General features: G+C 44.0%; 17 protein-coding genes. 10 read left to right on the top strand and 7 right to left on the bottom strand.

The window, feature by feature from the left end:
• The first annotated feature begins 25 nt into the window (after window positions 1-25).
• The gene (locus tag PBV53_RS00685) at window positions 26-1,198 is read left to right on the top strand and encodes an acetylornithine transaminase (RefSeq protein ID WP_270095283.1); all 1,173 of its coding nucleotides are present in this window, start codon (window positions 26-28) and stop codon (window positions 1,196-1,198) included.
• Window positions 1,185-2,267, top strand: coding sequence for a histidinol-phosphate transaminase (gene hisC / locus PBV53_RS00680; RefSeq protein ID WP_270095282.1), 1,083 nt, complete (start codon window positions 1,185-1,187; stop codon window positions 2,265-2,267). Before PBV53_RS00685 ends, hisC begins: the two co-directional genes overlap by 14 nt.
• A 16-nt stretch (window positions 2,268-2,283) precedes the next feature.
• On the opposite strand, the gene PBV53_RS00675 is transcribed toward hisC, so the two are convergent.
• The 3 genes from PBV53_RS00675 to PBV53_RS00665 all read right to left on the bottom strand — a co-directional run bounded on the left by PBV53_RS00675 (window position 2,284) and on the right by PBV53_RS00665 (window position 4,475).
• Window positions 2,284-2,652 carry a dihydroneopterin aldolase family protein gene (locus PBV53_RS00675; RefSeq protein WP_270095281.1) on the bottom strand — a complete coding sequence of 123 codons (369 nt, stop codon included), beginning with the start codon at window positions 2,650-2,652 and terminating at the stop codon, window positions 2,284-2,286.
• A 61-nt stretch (window positions 2,653-2,713) separates the two neighbouring features.
• Window positions 2,714-3,934 (bottom strand): sensor histidine kinase, encoded by a 1,221-nt coding sequence (locus PBV53_RS00670; RefSeq protein ID WP_270095280.1) that lies wholly within the window; start codon window positions 3,932-3,934, stop codon window positions 2,714-2,716.
• Window positions 3,935-4,061: 127 nt separating this feature from the next.
• Entirely contained in the window at window positions 4,062-4,475 is a 414-nt protein-coding gene (locus PBV53_RS00665) for a winged helix-turn-helix domain-containing protein (RefSeq protein WP_270095279.1), read from the bottom strand.
• Window positions 4,476-4,757: 282 nt separating this feature from the next.
• Between PBV53_RS00665 and clpB the strand changes: the two genes are divergently transcribed.
• Window positions 4,758-7,367: an ATP-dependent chaperone ClpB gene (gene clpB / locus PBV53_RS00660; protein ID WP_270095278.1), complete on the top strand. Its 2,610-nt coding sequence runs from the start codon at window positions 4,758-4,760 to the stop codon at window positions 7,365-7,367.
• Between the two features lie 41 nt (window positions 7,368-7,408).
• Here clpB and PBV53_RS00655 read toward each other — a convergent pair whose 3' ends face one another.
• From PBV53_RS00655 to artA, 3 genes are read right to left on the bottom strand one after another with little or no spacing between them, the layout of a single operon-like run.
• The gene (locus PBV53_RS00655) at window positions 7,409-8,092 is read right to left on the bottom strand and encodes an archaetidylserine synthase (protein WP_270095277.1); all 684 of its coding nucleotides are present in this window, start codon (window positions 8,090-8,092) and stop codon (window positions 7,409-7,411) included.
• On the bottom strand, window positions 8,089-8,715 hold the full coding sequence (locus PBV53_RS00650; protein WP_270095276.1) for a phosphatidylserine decarboxylase: 627 nt from the start codon (window positions 8,713-8,715) through the stop codon (window positions 8,089-8,091). Before PBV53_RS00650 ends, PBV53_RS00655 begins: the two co-directional genes overlap by 4 nt.
• An 11-nt stretch (window positions 8,716-8,726) precedes the next feature.
• Window positions 8,727-9,539 (bottom strand): archaeosortase A, encoded by an 813-nt coding sequence (gene artA, locus PBV53_RS00645; protein ID WP_270095275.1) that lies wholly within the window; start codon window positions 9,537-9,539, stop codon window positions 8,727-8,729.
• Window positions 9,540-9,605: 66 nt separating this feature from the next.
• Here artA and PBV53_RS00640 point away from each other — a divergent pair, with 66 nt between their 5' ends.
• The 4 genes from PBV53_RS00640 (at window position 9,606) to priL (ending at window position 12,241) form a co-directional block, all read left to right on the top strand.
• Window positions 9,606-10,025 carry an NUDIX domain-containing protein gene (locus PBV53_RS00640; protein WP_270095274.1) on the top strand — a complete coding sequence of 140 codons (420 nt, stop codon included), beginning with the start codon at window positions 9,606-9,608 and terminating at the stop codon, window positions 10,023-10,025.
• The gene (locus PBV53_RS00635) at window positions 10,003-10,314 is read left to right on the top strand and encodes a transcription factor S (protein WP_270095273.1); all 312 of its coding nucleotides are present in this window, start codon (window positions 10,003-10,005) and stop codon (window positions 10,312-10,314) included. Before PBV53_RS00640 ends, PBV53_RS00635 begins: the two co-directional genes overlap by 23 nt.
• A 90-nt stretch (window positions 10,315-10,404) precedes the next feature.
• Window positions 10,405-11,142 (top strand): DNA polymerase sliding clamp, encoded by a 738-nt coding sequence (locus PBV53_RS00630; RefSeq protein WP_270095272.1) that lies wholly within the window; start codon window positions 10,405-10,407, stop codon window positions 11,140-11,142.
• 1 nt (window position 11,143) lies between these two features.
• A complete protein-coding gene (gene priL / locus PBV53_RS00625) occupies window positions 11,144-12,241 on the top strand; it encodes a DNA primase regulatory subunit PriL (RefSeq protein WP_270095271.1) in 1,098 nt (365 codons plus the stop codon).
• Window position 12,242: 1 nt separating this feature from the next.
• Here the strand turns inward: priL and PBV53_RS00620 are convergent, their stop codons facing one another.
• Window positions 12,243-13,562 carry a cobyrinic acid a,c-diamide synthase CobB gene (locus tag PBV53_RS00620; RefSeq protein WP_270095270.1) on the bottom strand — a complete coding sequence of 440 codons (1,320 nt, stop codon included), beginning with the start codon at window positions 13,560-13,562 and terminating at the stop codon, window positions 12,243-12,245.
• Window positions 13,563-13,639: 77 nt separating this feature from the next.
• Between PBV53_RS00620 and moaA the strand changes: the two genes are divergently transcribed.
• From moaA to PBV53_RS00605, 3 genes are all read left to right on the top strand, one after another.
• Window positions 13,640-14,575, top strand: a complete 936-nt coding sequence (gene moaA, locus PBV53_RS00615; protein WP_270095269.1) for a GTP 3',8-cyclase MoaA — start codon at window positions 13,640-13,642, stop codon at window positions 14,573-14,575.
• Window positions 14,576-14,578: 3 nt separating this feature from the next.
• Window positions 14,579-14,728, top strand: a complete 150-nt coding sequence (locus PBV53_RS00610) for a hypothetical protein (RefSeq protein ID WP_270095268.1) — start codon at window positions 14,579-14,581, stop codon at window positions 14,726-14,728.
• Between the two features lie 425 nt (window positions 14,729-15,153).
• Window positions 15,154-16,809 carry a SulP family inorganic anion transporter gene (locus tag PBV53_RS00605; protein WP_270095267.1) on the top strand — a complete coding sequence of 552 codons (1,656 nt, stop codon included), beginning with the start codon at window positions 15,154-15,156 and terminating at the stop codon, window positions 16,807-16,809.
• Window positions 16,810-16,891: the final 82 nt, after the last annotated feature.

Raw genomic sequence — 16,891 nt, 5'->3', positions numbered from 1 at the left:
ATTACTAACTATTTAGAGGCTTTTTATGACCAAAGAGACAACTCTATCAAAAGATTACAATTCAATCGTTGAGAAAGATTCAAAGTATGTAATGCAGACATACACTCGCCAACCATTAGCACTTGAAAGCGGACAGGGTTCAATAGTCCGTGATATTGAGGGCAGGGAATACATCGACTGTGTCGCCGGCATCGCTGTGAACAATGTTGGACACTGCCATCCGAAAGTGGTCGAAGCCATTAGCAAACAGGCAGGCAAGCTCATACACACGTCCAATATCTATTACACAGAAGTCCAGGCGAACTTTGCCGAAGAACTTGTGAACATTTCAGGCATGGGGCGTGCATTTTTCTGCAATTCCGGAACCGAAGCCGTGGAAGCTGCAATGAAACTGGCAAGAGTAGCCACCGGCAAGAAGGAATTCATCGCTGCTGAGAACTCCTTCCATGGGAGGACCATGGGTTCACTGACAGTCACATACAAATCTATTTACAGGACACCTTTCGAACCACTAATACAGGGAGAGAGATTCGTACCCTACAACGATGCACAGGCCATAAGGGATACAATTACTGAAGATACCGCTGCCGTCATCGTAGAGCCCATACAGGGAGAAGGTGGCATAAATGTGCCTTCAGATGAATACCTGAGTGAAGTTCGCGAGATATGTGATGAGAACGAGATGCTCCTGATATTCGATGAAGTGCAGACAGGTTTTGGAAGGACAGGTAAATGGTTCTGCAAGGATCATTCAAAGGTCGAACCGGACATCATGACCATGGCGAAGGCCATAGGTGGCGGATTCCCAATGGGCGCCATTGTGGCACGCGATGGAATTTCATTTGAAAAGAGCCAGCATGCTGCAACTTTCGGCGGAGGACCCCTTGCTTGTGCCGCAGCTCTGGCATCCATCGATGCGATAAGGGATGAGAAGCTGGTGGAACGCTCGGCAGAGATGGGACAATACTTCATGAACGAGCTGAATTCCCTTGATAACGACAGCATTATCGAAGTTCGTGGACGCGGTCTTATGATAGGTGTCGAAATTAACAGGGCTTGTGCAGACATCGTAGACCTTGCAAGGGACAATGGCATTCTTTTGAACTGCACTTCCGAGAAGGTCATACGCATCGCACCTCCACTCATAATAACAAAGGAACAGATAGACAAGGTGGTCGAGATCATTGCCCAGATATGAACTGATAAAGGATGAGATAGGATCCATTGCCAAATATGTTCCCGGTAAGTCCATCGAGGATATAGTGAAGACCTACGGACTTGAGCCATCCTCGGTCATCAAGCTCGGGTCGAACGAGAATCCCCTCGGACCTTCACCAAAAGCTGTCGAAGCACTCATAGAGAATGCACAGGGGATCAGTATCTACCCCTCAGCAGATGCACGCGAACTTGTGGATGCGATATCTGAGTATACAGATATACCTGCAGCCAATATTGTTGCATCCGGTCCCGGGATGGATGGATTGCTGGACGGAATGGCAAGGCTTGTCATAACTAACGGTGACGAAGTAGTGATCACTACCCCGACCTTCTCCTACTATGAGATAGCTGCACGTGCCAACGGTGCAACTACGGTATATGTCCAGCGTGAAAAAGACTTTTCGATCAATGTGGATAAATTACTGGCGGCCCTCACCCCGAACACGAAGATGATCTTCCTGTGTTCCCCGAACAACCCTACAGGAAATGTCATTCCTGAAGAAGACATACTGAAGATCGCAACAGCTACCGATGCACTTGTTTTCGTGGATGAGGCATATGTGGAATTTGCCGAGAAGAATGTTGCACATCTTGTGACCCAACATGATAACATCATTGTGGGCAGGACATTTTCAAAGGCATTCGGTCTTGCAGGTATAAGAATGGGATACGGCATCATGCCGGAGTGGCTCAGAGAAGAGTACATGAAGATAGCAACCCCCTTCAATGTCAGTACGGCTGCAATGGCCGCAGGAATAGCTGCCCTCTCAGATACCGAACATCTAAATAAAAGTATCGAACTTGCAGTTAAAGGAAAGAAGTTCCTTCAGGAAAAATTGCCTTTCAAGGTCTACGATACACAGGCTAACTTCGTACTTGTCGATGTAGCACCACACAAAGCACGCGATGTTACTAACGAATTGCTCAAAAAGGGAATCATTGTACGTGACTGCACATCCTTTGCACATGCAGGCCTATCACTCATACGTGTGACAATTGGAACACAAGAACAGAATGAGAAGGTCGTAAAAGCCTTCTCCGACATCTGACCGCTACTCCAGGCGGTCAGTCTATTTTATCAATTTTCATCAAAGGATAGTCAAGTTCCTTGTTGAACTCCATTGAAACATGCACCTTTGCTGAGCCGTATCTTGCATCGATCTGAACATTGAGCATACGCCCTTCAAGCTCGCAGTAACCGAACTCATCGTTGAGCTTTGAGCCTAGAACATCCCGATCAATGCTCACAGTAATGTTCTCCACACACGGCTGCACTGAAATGCTCTGTGCAATAGCTGCCTCAAGGCTTTCCACAGTACGAAGGTTCACCGGAGAACCTGTGAACTGATGATATAAAGCTCCAAGCTTGATACCCGCTTCAAAAAGCACGTTATCTCTGTCAGTAATTGTATCTTCGACCATTATATCTACCATGTTCCTGATGCAACGACATTGACCTTCATATATATAGCCAATTTGGTAGAAGGACCGAAGATCATCCTTTTTTCAGAATTATCCAGAAAACACATCCATCCCCACAGGGATTGTCCTCAACTCCAAAACTGCCACCATGAATATCGATTATCTTCTTTACGATTGCAAGACCAAGACCAGTTCCTTTTGTAGAGGTCTTGTTGGCACGCTTGAACCTTTCGAAAACGAATTCTTTATCCTCATCGGGAATACCTTCACCAAAATCAATGAACTGCACTTTCCATTCATCACCTACATCAAAAATATCAACATAGACAGTACTGCCTTCGGGGCTGTATTTTATAGAATTTGAAAAAAGGTTTGCGAACACTTCCTCGATCATTATATTGGCCTTTGCAGGATAATTGCCACTGAAAAGGGATACGACCTTCATACCCTTATTCTCGAACATAGGCCCAAAGTTCGTCTTTGCGATGTTGACCATAAAACCAAGATCAATTACATTGAAATCGATCTCTTCATCTGAATCAAGTCTTGAAAGTTTTGCAGCCATCCCGATCATATCGATAAGCTTCTGATTGCTCATTTCCACTTTTTTGAGCATATCCAGCATATAGGGATCCTCTTCTTTTTGTATAAGAACATTCAGAAAACCTTTGACTAACCCGGCTGGATTCAACAGATCATGCCGCAAGATATCTGAGAACAGGTCCTTTAGCTCATTAGAATGTTCCAGATCCTCCGCATACTTCTTAAGTTCAGATTCCGCTTTTTTGTTTATAGTTATATCACGACAATTACAGATATGGCCTTGAATTGACCCCTCTTTGAAAACCGGGAACAGATTGTATTCAATGACACGACCATCTTTGAGATATAACAAGCCACTATCTTTTTCTTTTCGGCTTGAGAAGTTACGTATCTTTGGGGCCACATTATCAGCATTCTCAAGCTGTGGAAAAACAAATTCCGCAAATATATCCAAGTAGTCCATATCGACCCCTATATTTTCAGGAATGTTCCACATACACCGGAACTGAGAATTCATCAACTTGCCCTTATTATCCATATCAAAAAAAGCAATACCATCCCCCGACGATTCAAGAACATTTTCAAGTAGAAGTTCATTATCCCCCATCATACCTTCAACCCGATCATGCTCTAATATTTCTGCTTCAAGCTGCTCATTGACACGAGACAGTCCTTGAGCCCTTTCTTTCAATTTGTTATTCAATTTCAAACTATAGGATCCCAATTTCTGCTCAACTAATTCTGCTGACAATACCCATTACCCCCACCATTTAACTGAAAACGTTTCCCACAAACAATGTCCAGTAATTGAGTACGTGCAGACAGTTATATAAACTTACGCATGCAAATAAATATTTACATTGGAGGATATAAAAAACTTAGTGAGACCGGCATTTGAGCCCAACCTCATTGTCAATAACTTCCGCCATCATTTCCAGCTCATCGAATATCCTCTCAGAATCCTTTCTCATCTCACATACCGCTGCTTTGAGACTACCGCCACGCAGGTACAATGATCTTTTTTTCCTGTAGACAAGACCGGCATCGATAAGGTTTCGAAGATGATGATTGACACGTGATAATTTAATGCCAAGGGTTGTTGCAAGGACCTCCGAAGTTACCCCGTCCTCTTCGGAAATATTTGTAAGCATGCTAAGTACTATTTTTTTGGAAATATCCTCAGTGTCCCGACCTGATGAAAGACCAAAGCTGTCACAGAACCAGTGGATATCATTTAAAAGGTCCTTTTCCACGGGTTTTTCAATATTGATAAGGATTATCTGTCGTGACATCAATAATCAATTAAATTCAAATAATATAAACTTTATTGATTTTATCGATATCATGCATATAAAATAGATAAGAATTGCATTTATATGCAAAATGTTTAAATGTGATATACACTAAATGAAATTGTGTGACATAAGTTGATGATCAAATAATAACAGATCATTTGAATATCTGAGATAGATACGTGGAACAGGGGGAAATGTTTCCGTTGCAGAGATACAATTAGATGTCAAAAAGGACTGAAAGTCGAATACCATTGTATCACCATATATAAGGAGGTAAAAATGGACCTTAACCGTTTTACGCAGAAAGCACAGGACGCCATACAGAAATCGTTCTCCATTGCTGCAAGGTATTATAACCAGCAGACAGAATGCGAACATCTGTTACTTGCATTAGTGGAACAGGATGGCGGGCTTGTGCCTACCCTTCTTGACAGGATGGGAGCTGACAACCAGTCGATCGTAAAGGAACTGGAAGATCATTTGTCAGAACTGCCGCAAGTATCCGGATCTGGAAGCGGACAGACTTACGTGAGCCAGGCATACAGCAGAGTACTCGATACGGCTGAAAAAGAAGCAGGTTCAATGAATGATGAATACATCAGCGTGGAACACATGCTCATCGCACTCCTGAAAGAAAAAGGGAGCACAAGTTACCGAATACTCGAAGAAGCAGGCATCGCAATGGATGCCACATTAGAAGCAATAAAGGAACTAAGGGGGAATCGGCGCATTACCAGCGAAAATCCGGAAGACACTATGGAACCGCTCAAGAAATACGGAATTGATATCACCGAACTTGCAGCTCAAGGAAGACTTGACCCGGTGATAGGTAGGGAACAGGAGATCAGACATACCATAGAGATCCTTTCACGCCGCAGGAAGAACAATCCCGTGCTCATAGGAGAAGCAGGTGTTGGCAAGACAGCTATTGTAGAAGGACTTGCTCTGCGTATTGCAAAACATGATATTCCTGATGACATGAAGGATAAGAAGATCATAGCACTGGATATGGGTGCACTCATCGCAGGGGCGAAGTTCAGAGGAGAGTTCGAGGAACGCCTTAAAGCTGTCTTAAAAGAAGTTGCTGACTCCCAGGGACAGATCATTTTATTCATTGACGAGATACATACCATCGTAGGAGCAGGAGCTACCGAAGGTGCAATGGATGCAGGGAACTTGCTGAAGCCGATGCTTGCAAGAGGCGAACTGCATTGCATAGGTGCCACCACGCTTGATGAATACCGCAAGTATATAGAAAAGGACGCAGCCCTTGAAAGAAGATTCCTGCCGGTCCTTGTGGACCAGCCTGATGTCGAGAATACCATATCCATCCTCAGAGGGCTGAAAGAAAGATACGAGGTCCACCACGGAGTAAGGATCAAGGATACTGCACTCGTGGCTGCTGCGGTCCTCAGTAACCGCTATATTTCGGACAGGTTCCTGCCAGACAAGGCCATCGATCTTGTTGATGAAGCCGCCGCAAAGGTCAGAACGGCCATTGATAGTAAACCATCCGAGCTTGATGAGGCAGATCGTAAGATATTGCAGCTCGAGATCGAAAGAGAAGCCCTGAAAAAAGAGAAGGATGCGGTTTCAAAGGAAAGAGTAGCTGACCTTGAAAAGGAACTTGCGGACATTCGTGCTGAATCCGATGCCATGCGTGCGAAGTGGCAGAGTGAGAAGGACACCATTGCAAACCTGGGATCACTGAAACAGCAGATAGAGGACATTAAGACACAACTTGAACTTGCTGAGAACAGCGGTGATTTCGAGCTGGCCTCAAAGCTGAAATACGGCACACTAACCCCCCTGGAACATCAGTATAAAGAAGAGGAATCAAAGTTGCAGGAGCAACAGGATGACATGCTCCTCAAGGAAGAGGTTTGGGAAGAGGATATTGCACAGGTAGTAAGCCAATGGACCAACATTCCCATAACAAGGTTGATGGAAGGGGAACGTGAGAAGCTTACACATCTGGAAGATAAACTTCATGAGAGAATTGTAGGCCAGAACGAAACAGTGACAGCGGTTTCCGATGCGATCATACGCGCTTATGCAGGCATCAAGGACCCGAAAAGACCTATCGGAAGTTTCATATTCCTTGGACCTACGGGGGTTGGCAAGACCGAACTCGCAAAGGCACTTGCTGCGGAAATGTTCAATGATGAGAACAATATGATACGCATCGATATGTCGGAATACATGGAAAAGCATACCGTCGCACGCCTTATCGGAGCGCCTCCGGGATATATAGGTCATGAAGAAGGAGGACAGCTCACAGAAGCGGTTCGCAGACGACCTTATGCAGTCGTCCTCTTCGATGAGATAGAAAAGGCACACCCTGATGTGTTCAATGTCATGCTCCAGATACTCGATGATGGAAGACTGACCGATTCGCGTGGAAGAACAGTGGATTTCAAGAATACGCTGATCATCATGACATCTAATATCTGTGTTGACCGCACCATCTCGAAACTGGAAGAAGGTGAAGATTACGCAGAAATGCAGGAGATGGCGCAGAATGAACTTTCCAAATATTTTAGACCGGAATTCATCAATCGTATCGACGAACTGGCCATTTTCCGACCACTGACAAGGGAACAGCTTGTGAGCATTGTTGACATTAAGGTCGCTGACCTCATACAGAGGCTTAAAGAGAAGAGAATGGAGCTTGAAATATCAGAGAAGGCGAAACATTACCTTGGTGAAGCTGGCTATAGTGAAGCCTTTGGGGCGCGACCCCTCAATCGCGTCATTCAGAACCAGGTAGAAACAGCAGTTGCAAAGTTGATCGTTGAAGGAAAGGCCCTTGAAGGTTCTACCATAGACGTGGATGCTGATGACCGGGGTATCGTGGTCAGTGTGAGAACAGCGACAGCAGAGCAATGATCAATGAAGGGACACTTCCCTTCACTTTTTCCATTCATTGCTCATTCATCATAATACTGCCTCGGGATCTTCATTATAGGGGATTCTAAATAGAGAAGCAATAATAAGAACATTAATGTAGCACAGATGGAAAGATATTCCGGCAGGACGAAATAGGACAATATTGGAAGCATGAAGACAATTGCCATAATGGCCATTGCTTTGGGATGCCGAAGTTTGGGATAAGGATGTTCACTTATCATAAGATACGACAGCAGAAGCATTATTGTAACGATCCCATACAATATTATGTATTTGTCCCCCATTAACAGGTAAGAGGCAAGAACAGCAGCTGCAGCAGTTATTGGAAGCCCTTCAAAATCAGGGATAGCCTTGTTCTTTGTGTTGAATCTCGCAAGTCTGAGAACACCACAGATAACATAGATACAGGTAACAGCTCCCACAAGAGAAGGCTGGAGATGACCATATATCAAAAAAATGACAACTGCCGGTGCCGTACCAAAAGAGATAGCGTCTGCAAGGGAATCAAGATTTTCACCTATTGCACTTGACCCCATTCTGCGGGCCAGAAAGCCATCCGCACCATCGGCAATGGCTGCTAAAAGAATAAAGATGAAAGCGATATCAGCTTTTCCAGAAAATGCACTGAAAATTGAAAGCATACCGAACATGGCATTGCCAAGGGTCACAACATCCGGGATCTTAAGTAGTTTTATAAAAGTCATTTCCGTACCTTGAAGACTTTTTCTTTTGCGATTACCGTTTCGCCTGCATACACACGGTCTCCGACCTTACAGGTAATATCAAGATCTTCTGGAATGGTCACATCGACACGGGAGCCAAAACGGATCATCCCTATCTTCTCACCATTGACAAGCTCATCCCCTACATTGACATAGGAAACTATCCTGCGAACCATTACACCGGCTATCTGAGTAACATTCACATCACCATGGCTGCTCTTTATCACTGTGACGGTGCGTTCGTTCCGTTCAGAATCCTTATAAAAAGCAGGCAAATAGCCACCTTTTTTGTGAGTTATGCTCTTTACGACACCAGAGATAGGTGCACGGTTCACATGCACATTATGGACATTCATGAATACACATACTCTTTGCCCACTGACATCAATAACTTTGCCATCGGCTGCTGAGAACATACAATGGTCACAGATCTTGGTAGTCCTGTCAGGGTCCCGGAAGAACCAGATGACAAAGACAGTAAGGAAGAGAAAGAGATAGAACAGATACCATATAAGATCAATTCCCGTCAAGAACGCTGCGGTCAGGAAAATACCTGTTAGGATAACTACAGTAACTACCCATGAAAGAGAATCTTTAGCTAACATTTCCGGTTCCCTTAGATCTTACGTACGAACGACCTTAACTGTTCTGTAGTCATTTCCCACAGACCATCGATCAGGTCAAGCAGTTCAGGCAATATTCGCATTACCACATAGGCTATGATAAAAAGTGCGACCCCTGATCCGAACTTGGCAATAATGTGATGAGCAACTTCAAAACTTTCAGGACCGAACCACTGTTCACCATATGCGACTATCACAAAGGTATTTCTGATAAGGTTCAATGTGTATATCACTGGAACTGATACCATGAAAGCCTGGAAGAGCTTCCTTTTCGGAGCATTTATAGAGACTATAAGACCCGTGAACAAAGCAATGCTCTCAATGGCAGTACAGGCAAGTATGATATTAACAGCATATCCGTTATAGACCACACCATTACCACTTGTGACCACATCATGCCCCAGCGTCTGGAGCATCCATACCGTATTGCCAGTAACTGTGGAGATTATCCACTGATTGAGCGAAGGTATGTTCGCAAAAGAGAAATAGAAAAGAGAACCAAGAGCAGTTGCACTTGTAGCCATTAGCACAATATTGAGATGGCCTTTTTCTTCAGGAACTGAGGAACTACTGTAACCACGGACCATGTTCTGTGCCATGAACAGGCAGAAAAGAGCAATGGCTATAGTAAGTATTACATTGAAATAATCGTTTATCGCGATATAATGCAATGGCTGATAAGCCCAATGTAGTGAAAAGAACACCCACCCTGAACCACCAATCAGAAACTTTATCCTTTTTGTTGGAGGCAGGATAGCAGATGCCACCATTAATGCGACGGCGATCCAAAGTACGCTTTCTATCATAATAAAGTATCTTTATAACAGGTATCATATATAGTATCTTGCTAAATGTATAAGGTTATGTAAAAAATGCCAGTTCCAAAAACACCCCTATTGACTGTTGATGCCGTAATCATCTTAAATGGTAAGATTGTACTCGTAAAACGGAGCAATTATCCGTTCAAAAACGAATTTGCACTACCTGGTGGCTTTGTAGAGGTAGGCGAGACAACTGAAGCTGCGGCAATCAGGGAATCTTTTGAAGAAACCGGATTATCTATCGATCTTGTTAAATTGATCGGAGTATATTCAGACCCTTCACGCGATCCTCGTGGGCACACTGTGTCCGTATGCTATCTCGCGACAGGTCATGGAAATCCGGAAGCGAACACAGATGCAGCAGATGTAGTTTTGTTCGATCCCGAAAAACTGCCAGAACTGGCTTTCGACCACCGAAAAATGATAGACGATGCAGGAGATGTTATTAATGGAATTCTGTCCAAAATGTAAAAGTATGATGCACCCGATCGAAGGGACGCTTAAATGTCGAAAATGTGGATATGAGAAAACGAAGGATGTCGCTCCAGAACTTTTGAGCACATCATCAAGAGAGGAAAGAGAGGTCACTGTCCTTGAAGGTGATACTGATATAGGACTGCCTACAACGGTCGCAAGATGCGAAGAATGTGGAAACAATACTGCATACTGGTGGCTAAGACAGTTAAGATCTGCCGATGAGTCGGAAACACGATTTTTCAAATGTATCAAATGTGGCTTCACATGGCGTGAGTACGACTAATATATATGTTTACTAAAAAGGCAGTGAAAACATATATATGGGAAATGATATAAGCAAGTTGAAATTGAGATTATTTGGTGGAGAAACAACATGTTCAAGGCGACAATTGATGCATATCTTCTAAAGGATTCGATCGAAACGCTTTCTGTGCTCGTGGACGAAGCAAGGTTCAGGATTTCACCAGAAGGAGTTATTGTAAGGGCGGTCGACCCTGCAAACGTTGCGATGGTAAGTTTTGACCTTACCCCAGAGGCATTCGATGACTTTGAAGCAAACGACTGTGAGTTGGGATTGGACCTTTCGAGGATCAATGACATACTAGGAGTTGCAGACAGGGACGATAAGGTCCAGATGGAACTCGACGAGGAATCAAAGAAACTGAAGATCCAGATAGGCGGTTTTTCATACACAGTTTCACTGCTTGACCCATCCACCATACGTGCAGAACCAAGAATTCCACAGCTTGAACTGCCAGCAGAGATAGTCCTTAACGGAAAGGACCTGCAAAAAGCTGTTAAAGCCGCTGAGAAGATAAGTGACCATATGTTACTTGGTGTTGAGGGAGAATCCTTCTTCATGGAAGCAGAGGGTGACACCGACCGTGTAAAGCTCACCATGACACGTGACCAGCTTATTGACATCAAGCCGTCTGAAGTGCGTTCACTGTTCTCACTTGACTATCTGTCAGACATAATTAAACCCGCTTCAAAATCCAACGAGATCTCACTTCATTTAGGCAACGATTTCCCTATAAAGATTAATTTCAGCATTGCCAACGGAAACGGCAGCATTGGATATCTGCTGGCACCAAGAATTGAATCAGACTAAAATGGATAACAGACATCTCGCCTTATACCCCTTTGTTTCCGAGGCATCCGAATATGTCGGAAGTCTCGGATTTTCACCGGATAGGCTACTATCCTCACGTGCACTGGAATCCGCACGCATAAGAGGAAAGGAACGTGTGATACAAGCACTTGAAGGCGAGATCGAAAAACCATCCCCCTCCAGTTCAGAAGAAGGAAAGATACTTACTGAACTGTTGTCCTACCCTTTTTCAAGGATACTGGTCTCGTGCATAGATGATCCTTTTTTGACCCGAAAATATGCACTTGCCGAAGCCAAGGCTGCATACCATTTATTGAAAACACAACAACCGGAGTTCCTACAGGACCTGGCCACTGATTTCAAGATCAATGCGGAGATCTACGAGAATCCAGAAACCCATGACATATTTTTCGACCTGCATTTTACGGATTATATCAAACTTGCAAGTCCTTTGAAGGACCTTAACTGGAAACTGGTAAACCGGAAGATGAAGAAGGGTTACGTAAAGATAAGCAAGGAAGAGCTTGCCCGCCTGCTTCAGGAGGCCATACGCCTGCGGATACAGAACTCACTCCCAGTAACCGTTCCAAAAGAGATATGTGAAGCCTGCATCCCGCATACGGATACGATCAGTGAAGAACTGGAAAAGAAGAAGACCGAATTCGGAGTAGGAGAGTTCCAGAAGGTCGAGAGTGACCTGTTCCCACCATGCATCACGCAAGCCATCGCAAATGTACGTGCCGGAGTGAACCTTGCCCATTCGATGAGATTTGCAATGACCTCGTTCTTAATAAACATCGGGATGTCCGTTGACGAAGTGGTAGCAATGTTCAACATCTCCCCGGACTTTGATGAGGAAAAAACACGCTACCAGATAGAACACATCGCCGGAACTTCATCGGGGACAACATATAAACCACCATCCTGCAACACGATGAGAACCTACGGCAACTGTTATGCTCCAGATGAGATATGCAAAGGGGTAAAACATCCTTTAGGATATTATAGCAGGAGGACGTGGTTCAAGAACAGAATGCAAAAAAATAACGAAAAAGGGAATGAAGAGAAAAAGGAAGAAGAAACACCCCTTAGATCATGATTTATCTCTTTTTGTACTGGCGACATTGTTCGACAAAACTGTCCACAGGGAACGAGACAGGGTGCGCATGCATATAACTTGCAAGGGAATTATGCTCCGTGATACCATCCTTTCCGTTCATGATGCCTTTACCACGGGACATTTCGTAAGCAAGCCGTGAATCACTATCGCATTCCGTCAGAGAATAATGGAATTCATGGCCTCTGACAGGTCCTTTTATGAACTTGCCTTTTGCGATACCCTCAGTGTATCCAAGTGCCTGAAGCCTCTTTGTCTGTACGGTCTCTGCAGGGAAAAGGTCTGCCATCTTGTACACGACATCCTCTATCTCATAGGAACTGCACAGATACTGCAAGCCGCCACATTCACCATAGATAGGCATACAATCTGCAGAAAGGTCTTTGAGCTTCTTTGTCGTGCTTGACCGCTCAAGTTCTGCGATATGAAGTTCCGGATAACCTCCACCGAAATACAGGCCATCCACTTCAGGAAGTTCACCATCCAAAGGACTGAAGAACTCAATGTTTGCACCACATTTGCGGAACATATCGAACATTTCTTCATAATAGAAACAGAACGCACTGTCCCTAGCAACACCTATGCTGACCTCAGACATGTTTCCGATGCACCTTTCATCTTCAACCTCAGGCTTAGTGGGTTCACGGGCAAGTGATAGGATCGTGTCGATATCGACATTTTCCTCAATGAAGCTAGCAAGCAGATCCACATCATAATCCTGCTCAGATGCCATATGCAGACCAAGATGCCTTGAAGGGACCTTCACATCATTGTTCCTCGGAACAGTACCCAGGATCGGAATACCCAGAAGAGCATCCTTGATCAGCTTTGCATGGCGTGGACTTCCCACCCTGTTAAGAATAACACCCGCAATCTCAACGTCCTTATCGAATTCGGTGAAACCTTTCACAATAGCAGCGGCACTTCTGGACATACCATGTACGTTCACTACCAGTATGACAGGTATACCAAGTGACTTTGCAACATGTGCCGAACTGGCGATCTCCGTTGAATCCATACCATCATAAAGCCCCATAACCCCTTCTATGACAGAGACATCAGCATCTTTGTAACTGTTATCCACAGTTCTGCGGACACCATCCACACCCATCATGAAAGTGTCAAGGTTCCTTGAGGACACCCCGCAGATAGCTGTATGATGAGTGGGGTCTATATAATCCGGACCAACCTTGTAAGGCTGTACTTTCAGGTTCCTTTTGGTAAGAGCCGCCATAATTCCCATAGCGACAGTCGTCTTACCGACACCGCTATGTGTTCCTGCAATTAGGACCGATCGTTTCATAGAACTAATTGAGTTGGTTTTATATATATCGATTACCATCTGTTTCACAACTTAAGAATCATTTTGTGTACACGACCATGAATCCATCCAGCAATAGTTTGACAGACAGGTTCGGACGTACTGTTACAAGTCTTCGGATCTCAATTACGAACCGCTGCAACCTTGATTGCATCTATTGCCACAGCGAAGGTGATGAAGGAAGCAGGAAAGAAATGTCTGCAAAGACAATTTCTACCATTGTCAGCACTGCGGCAAAGTTCGGCGTCAACAAAGTCAAGTTCTCCGGAGGGGAACCCCTTGTCAGGAAAGATTTCGAGGACATACTTCGACAACTTCCGAAACTTAAGGATGTTTCAGTTACAACGAACGGAGTATTTCTCAAAGAGCGCGCATTCAGTCTGAAAGAAGCCGGACTGGACCGTGTCAATGTCAGTCTTGATACCCTCGATCCTGAAAAATATGCATACATCACTCACGGAAGCCCCGAAACCCTGCTGAAGGTCCTTGAAGGGATAGATGCTGCCATAAGTGCCGGACTTACACCGGTCAAACTGAACATGGTACTTCTCAAAGGCATCAATGAAGATGAGATAGATGACATGCTGAAATTTGTCCGAAGTAAAAAAGACGACCTGATATTACAGATAATCCAAGTGATGGATTTCAGGGATGGGGCGCAATACAATCTTGATGCGGACAAAATAGAGAAAAAACTTGAACAGCATGCAAACAATATTACCATGCGTAACATGCACCACCGTAAGAAATACGTCATCGATGGTGCAGAGGTCGAGTTCGTAAGACCGATCGAGAATACGGAATTCTGCGCCAACTGCAACAGACTCAGGATAACCGCAGATGGAAAGCTCAAACCTTGCCTGCTGGTCAACAATAACCTCATAGACATCTCAGAAGCAGAACCGGATGAACTGCCGGAACTACTACGCAGATCTGTGGATCGCAGAGTCCCGTTCTACAGGGACATGAAAGGAAAAACAATAATAGGAGAGTGAAAAATGGAAGTAGAACTTACAGTTGATGGAAAGAACATAGAGATCAACCATTTCGTTACCGAGATACTCGCAGCCATGACCGGCTCTTCTGTGGAGACACTCCATGGTGTTGAAGAAGACTGGAAAGAGATGACGATCAAACTTAAAAGATAAGAGAAAAAAGACGGCCCTCTAGAGCGAGCTTGAACGAATAGGGGAATTGCAGGTCCATTCATTTATTCAACATCTTTTCATTCATTTATTCATTTATTCACTTAACCAATCAAGACCATTCACATATTAACTCAAATTATTACACTGCTTTTGACACTTTTAGCATAGTATTGAGTAGAACAAAGATTTTATTCTGACCTTAGCTTAATTTTTCCACATAACCAAGGATAAAGATTGCTCCTCAATTATGACATAGGGGATTTCCCAAAATATAGTCACATGTTTATCTTATTCGTCAATCGTTAGGATATATCCAAAAACTATATACTGGAGTACCCTGTTTACGATATCGTTCAGACATATTATATGAGAATTATATATTTACAGATAAATATCCCGGACTAAAATACCACAGACTTGATCCAATGAGAACAGAACAGAAAGTTAAGAAATATTTTGAAGAATCATTTTCGAGCGACCTGAAAGCAGGCCTTATCACTGCAGTTGTGGCACTCCCACTTGCCATCGCTTTTGCAATCGCTTCCGGAGTAGAGCCGGTAATGGGGCTTTACACTGCCATTATTGCAGGAATGCTTATATCCACTTTTGGCGGTTCCCGTTATTCAGTATCCGGACCAACCGGTGCCATGACCGTTATTGTATTATCAACTGTCAATGGCCATGGTGTTGAAGGATTATTGTTAGCAGGGTTCTTAGCAGGTGTTTTCCAGATACTATTCGGCATATTCAGACTGGGCAAAGTTGTAAAATACATCCCATTGCCGGTCATATCCGGATTTACAAGCGGTATCGGCATAATAATATTGATCGGGCAGCTATCCAATGTGTTCGGACTGGTATTGCCTGCACGTGAACATGTTTGGGAAACCATTTATGATGTTTTCACAGGCATTGACATGATGAATATTTTGGCATTGAGCATGTTTGCAGGCACCATAATACTCATGCTACTGCTGCCAAAGGTATTGTCCAACATAAGATATCTGAAGAACGTTCCTGCCTCCATTATAACTTTGGTACTTTCAGTGATCCTCACATATCGTTTCGACCTTGAGATACCCATCGTTGGAGAGATCCCAAGTACGATCCCCCAGATCCACATGCTGGACATGAACATAGGACTCATGTATGCGGTCCTTCCGGCAGCATTTACGATAGCTCTTCTCGGAACCATAGAATCCCTTCTTTGTGCCGTGGTCTGTGATGCGATGACGAACACCAAGCACAACAGCAACAAGGAACTGATAGGACAGGGAATTGCAAACGTCATCCTTCCGTTCTTTGCAGGCATCCCCGCAACAGCAGCGATCGCAAGAAGTGCGGTCAATATAAGAGAAGGCGCCAAGACCCGCATGTCAGGAGTCATTCATGCATTGGTGCTCTTTGGAATATTGATATTCTTCGGACCCATCGCACAGTACATTCCAAAAGCATATCTTGCAGGTATACTAGTACTTGTCTCGATCAAAATGGTCAATGTAGATGAGATAAGGACCACGATGAATATCAGCAAGATGGATACGTTCGTCCTATTGACTACACTTGCATTGACGGTGCTAACTGACCTTGTATTTGCCATTCAGGCAGGCATGTTCCTTTCGATAATACTGCTGTTCATACGTCTGACCAACATAATCGAGGTCCAGTCAATGGAGAGCTACGACCCTTCCGAAGGAATAAATGCCACTATACTTGCAGACCCTTACCTAAAGGATAATGTAGCGGTATATACGATAAATGGTCCATTCTTCTTTGGTGCAATGGCCGTATTCGAGAACAAGGTCGATGAACACATACATATGAGCAAGCCTCATATAATAATAAGAATGCGTTATGTTCCTTTTATCGATACCACAGGTATAGAGAGGTTGAAAAGCTTCATCATTACCAGAAAAGGAACAGGTGAAAAAGTATATTTGACAACAGTGCAACCAGAGGTCATGCGTTCGATCAGCTCTGACGCGGTCCTGAACAAGTTGATACAGGACAAGGATGTCACGATCTTCAAAAGCACACAGGAAGCCCTTGGATATTTACAGAAGAGGGATGGAAATAGATGAAACCATCCCATACCTGCATTCAATATAGAGATCAATTCATCAGAGAAAGTATCTCTGATGAATTGAGTATTCAGACGTATAT

The organism is Methanococcoides alaskense (assembly GCF_027594145.1).
Classification (GTDB): Archaea; Halobacteriota; Methanosarcinia; order Methanosarcinales; family Methanosarcinaceae; genus Methanococcoides; species Methanococcoides alaskense.
Note: the sequence above shows the minus strand (reverse complement) of the source record. Positions and strands in the feature narration are given on the sequence as shown.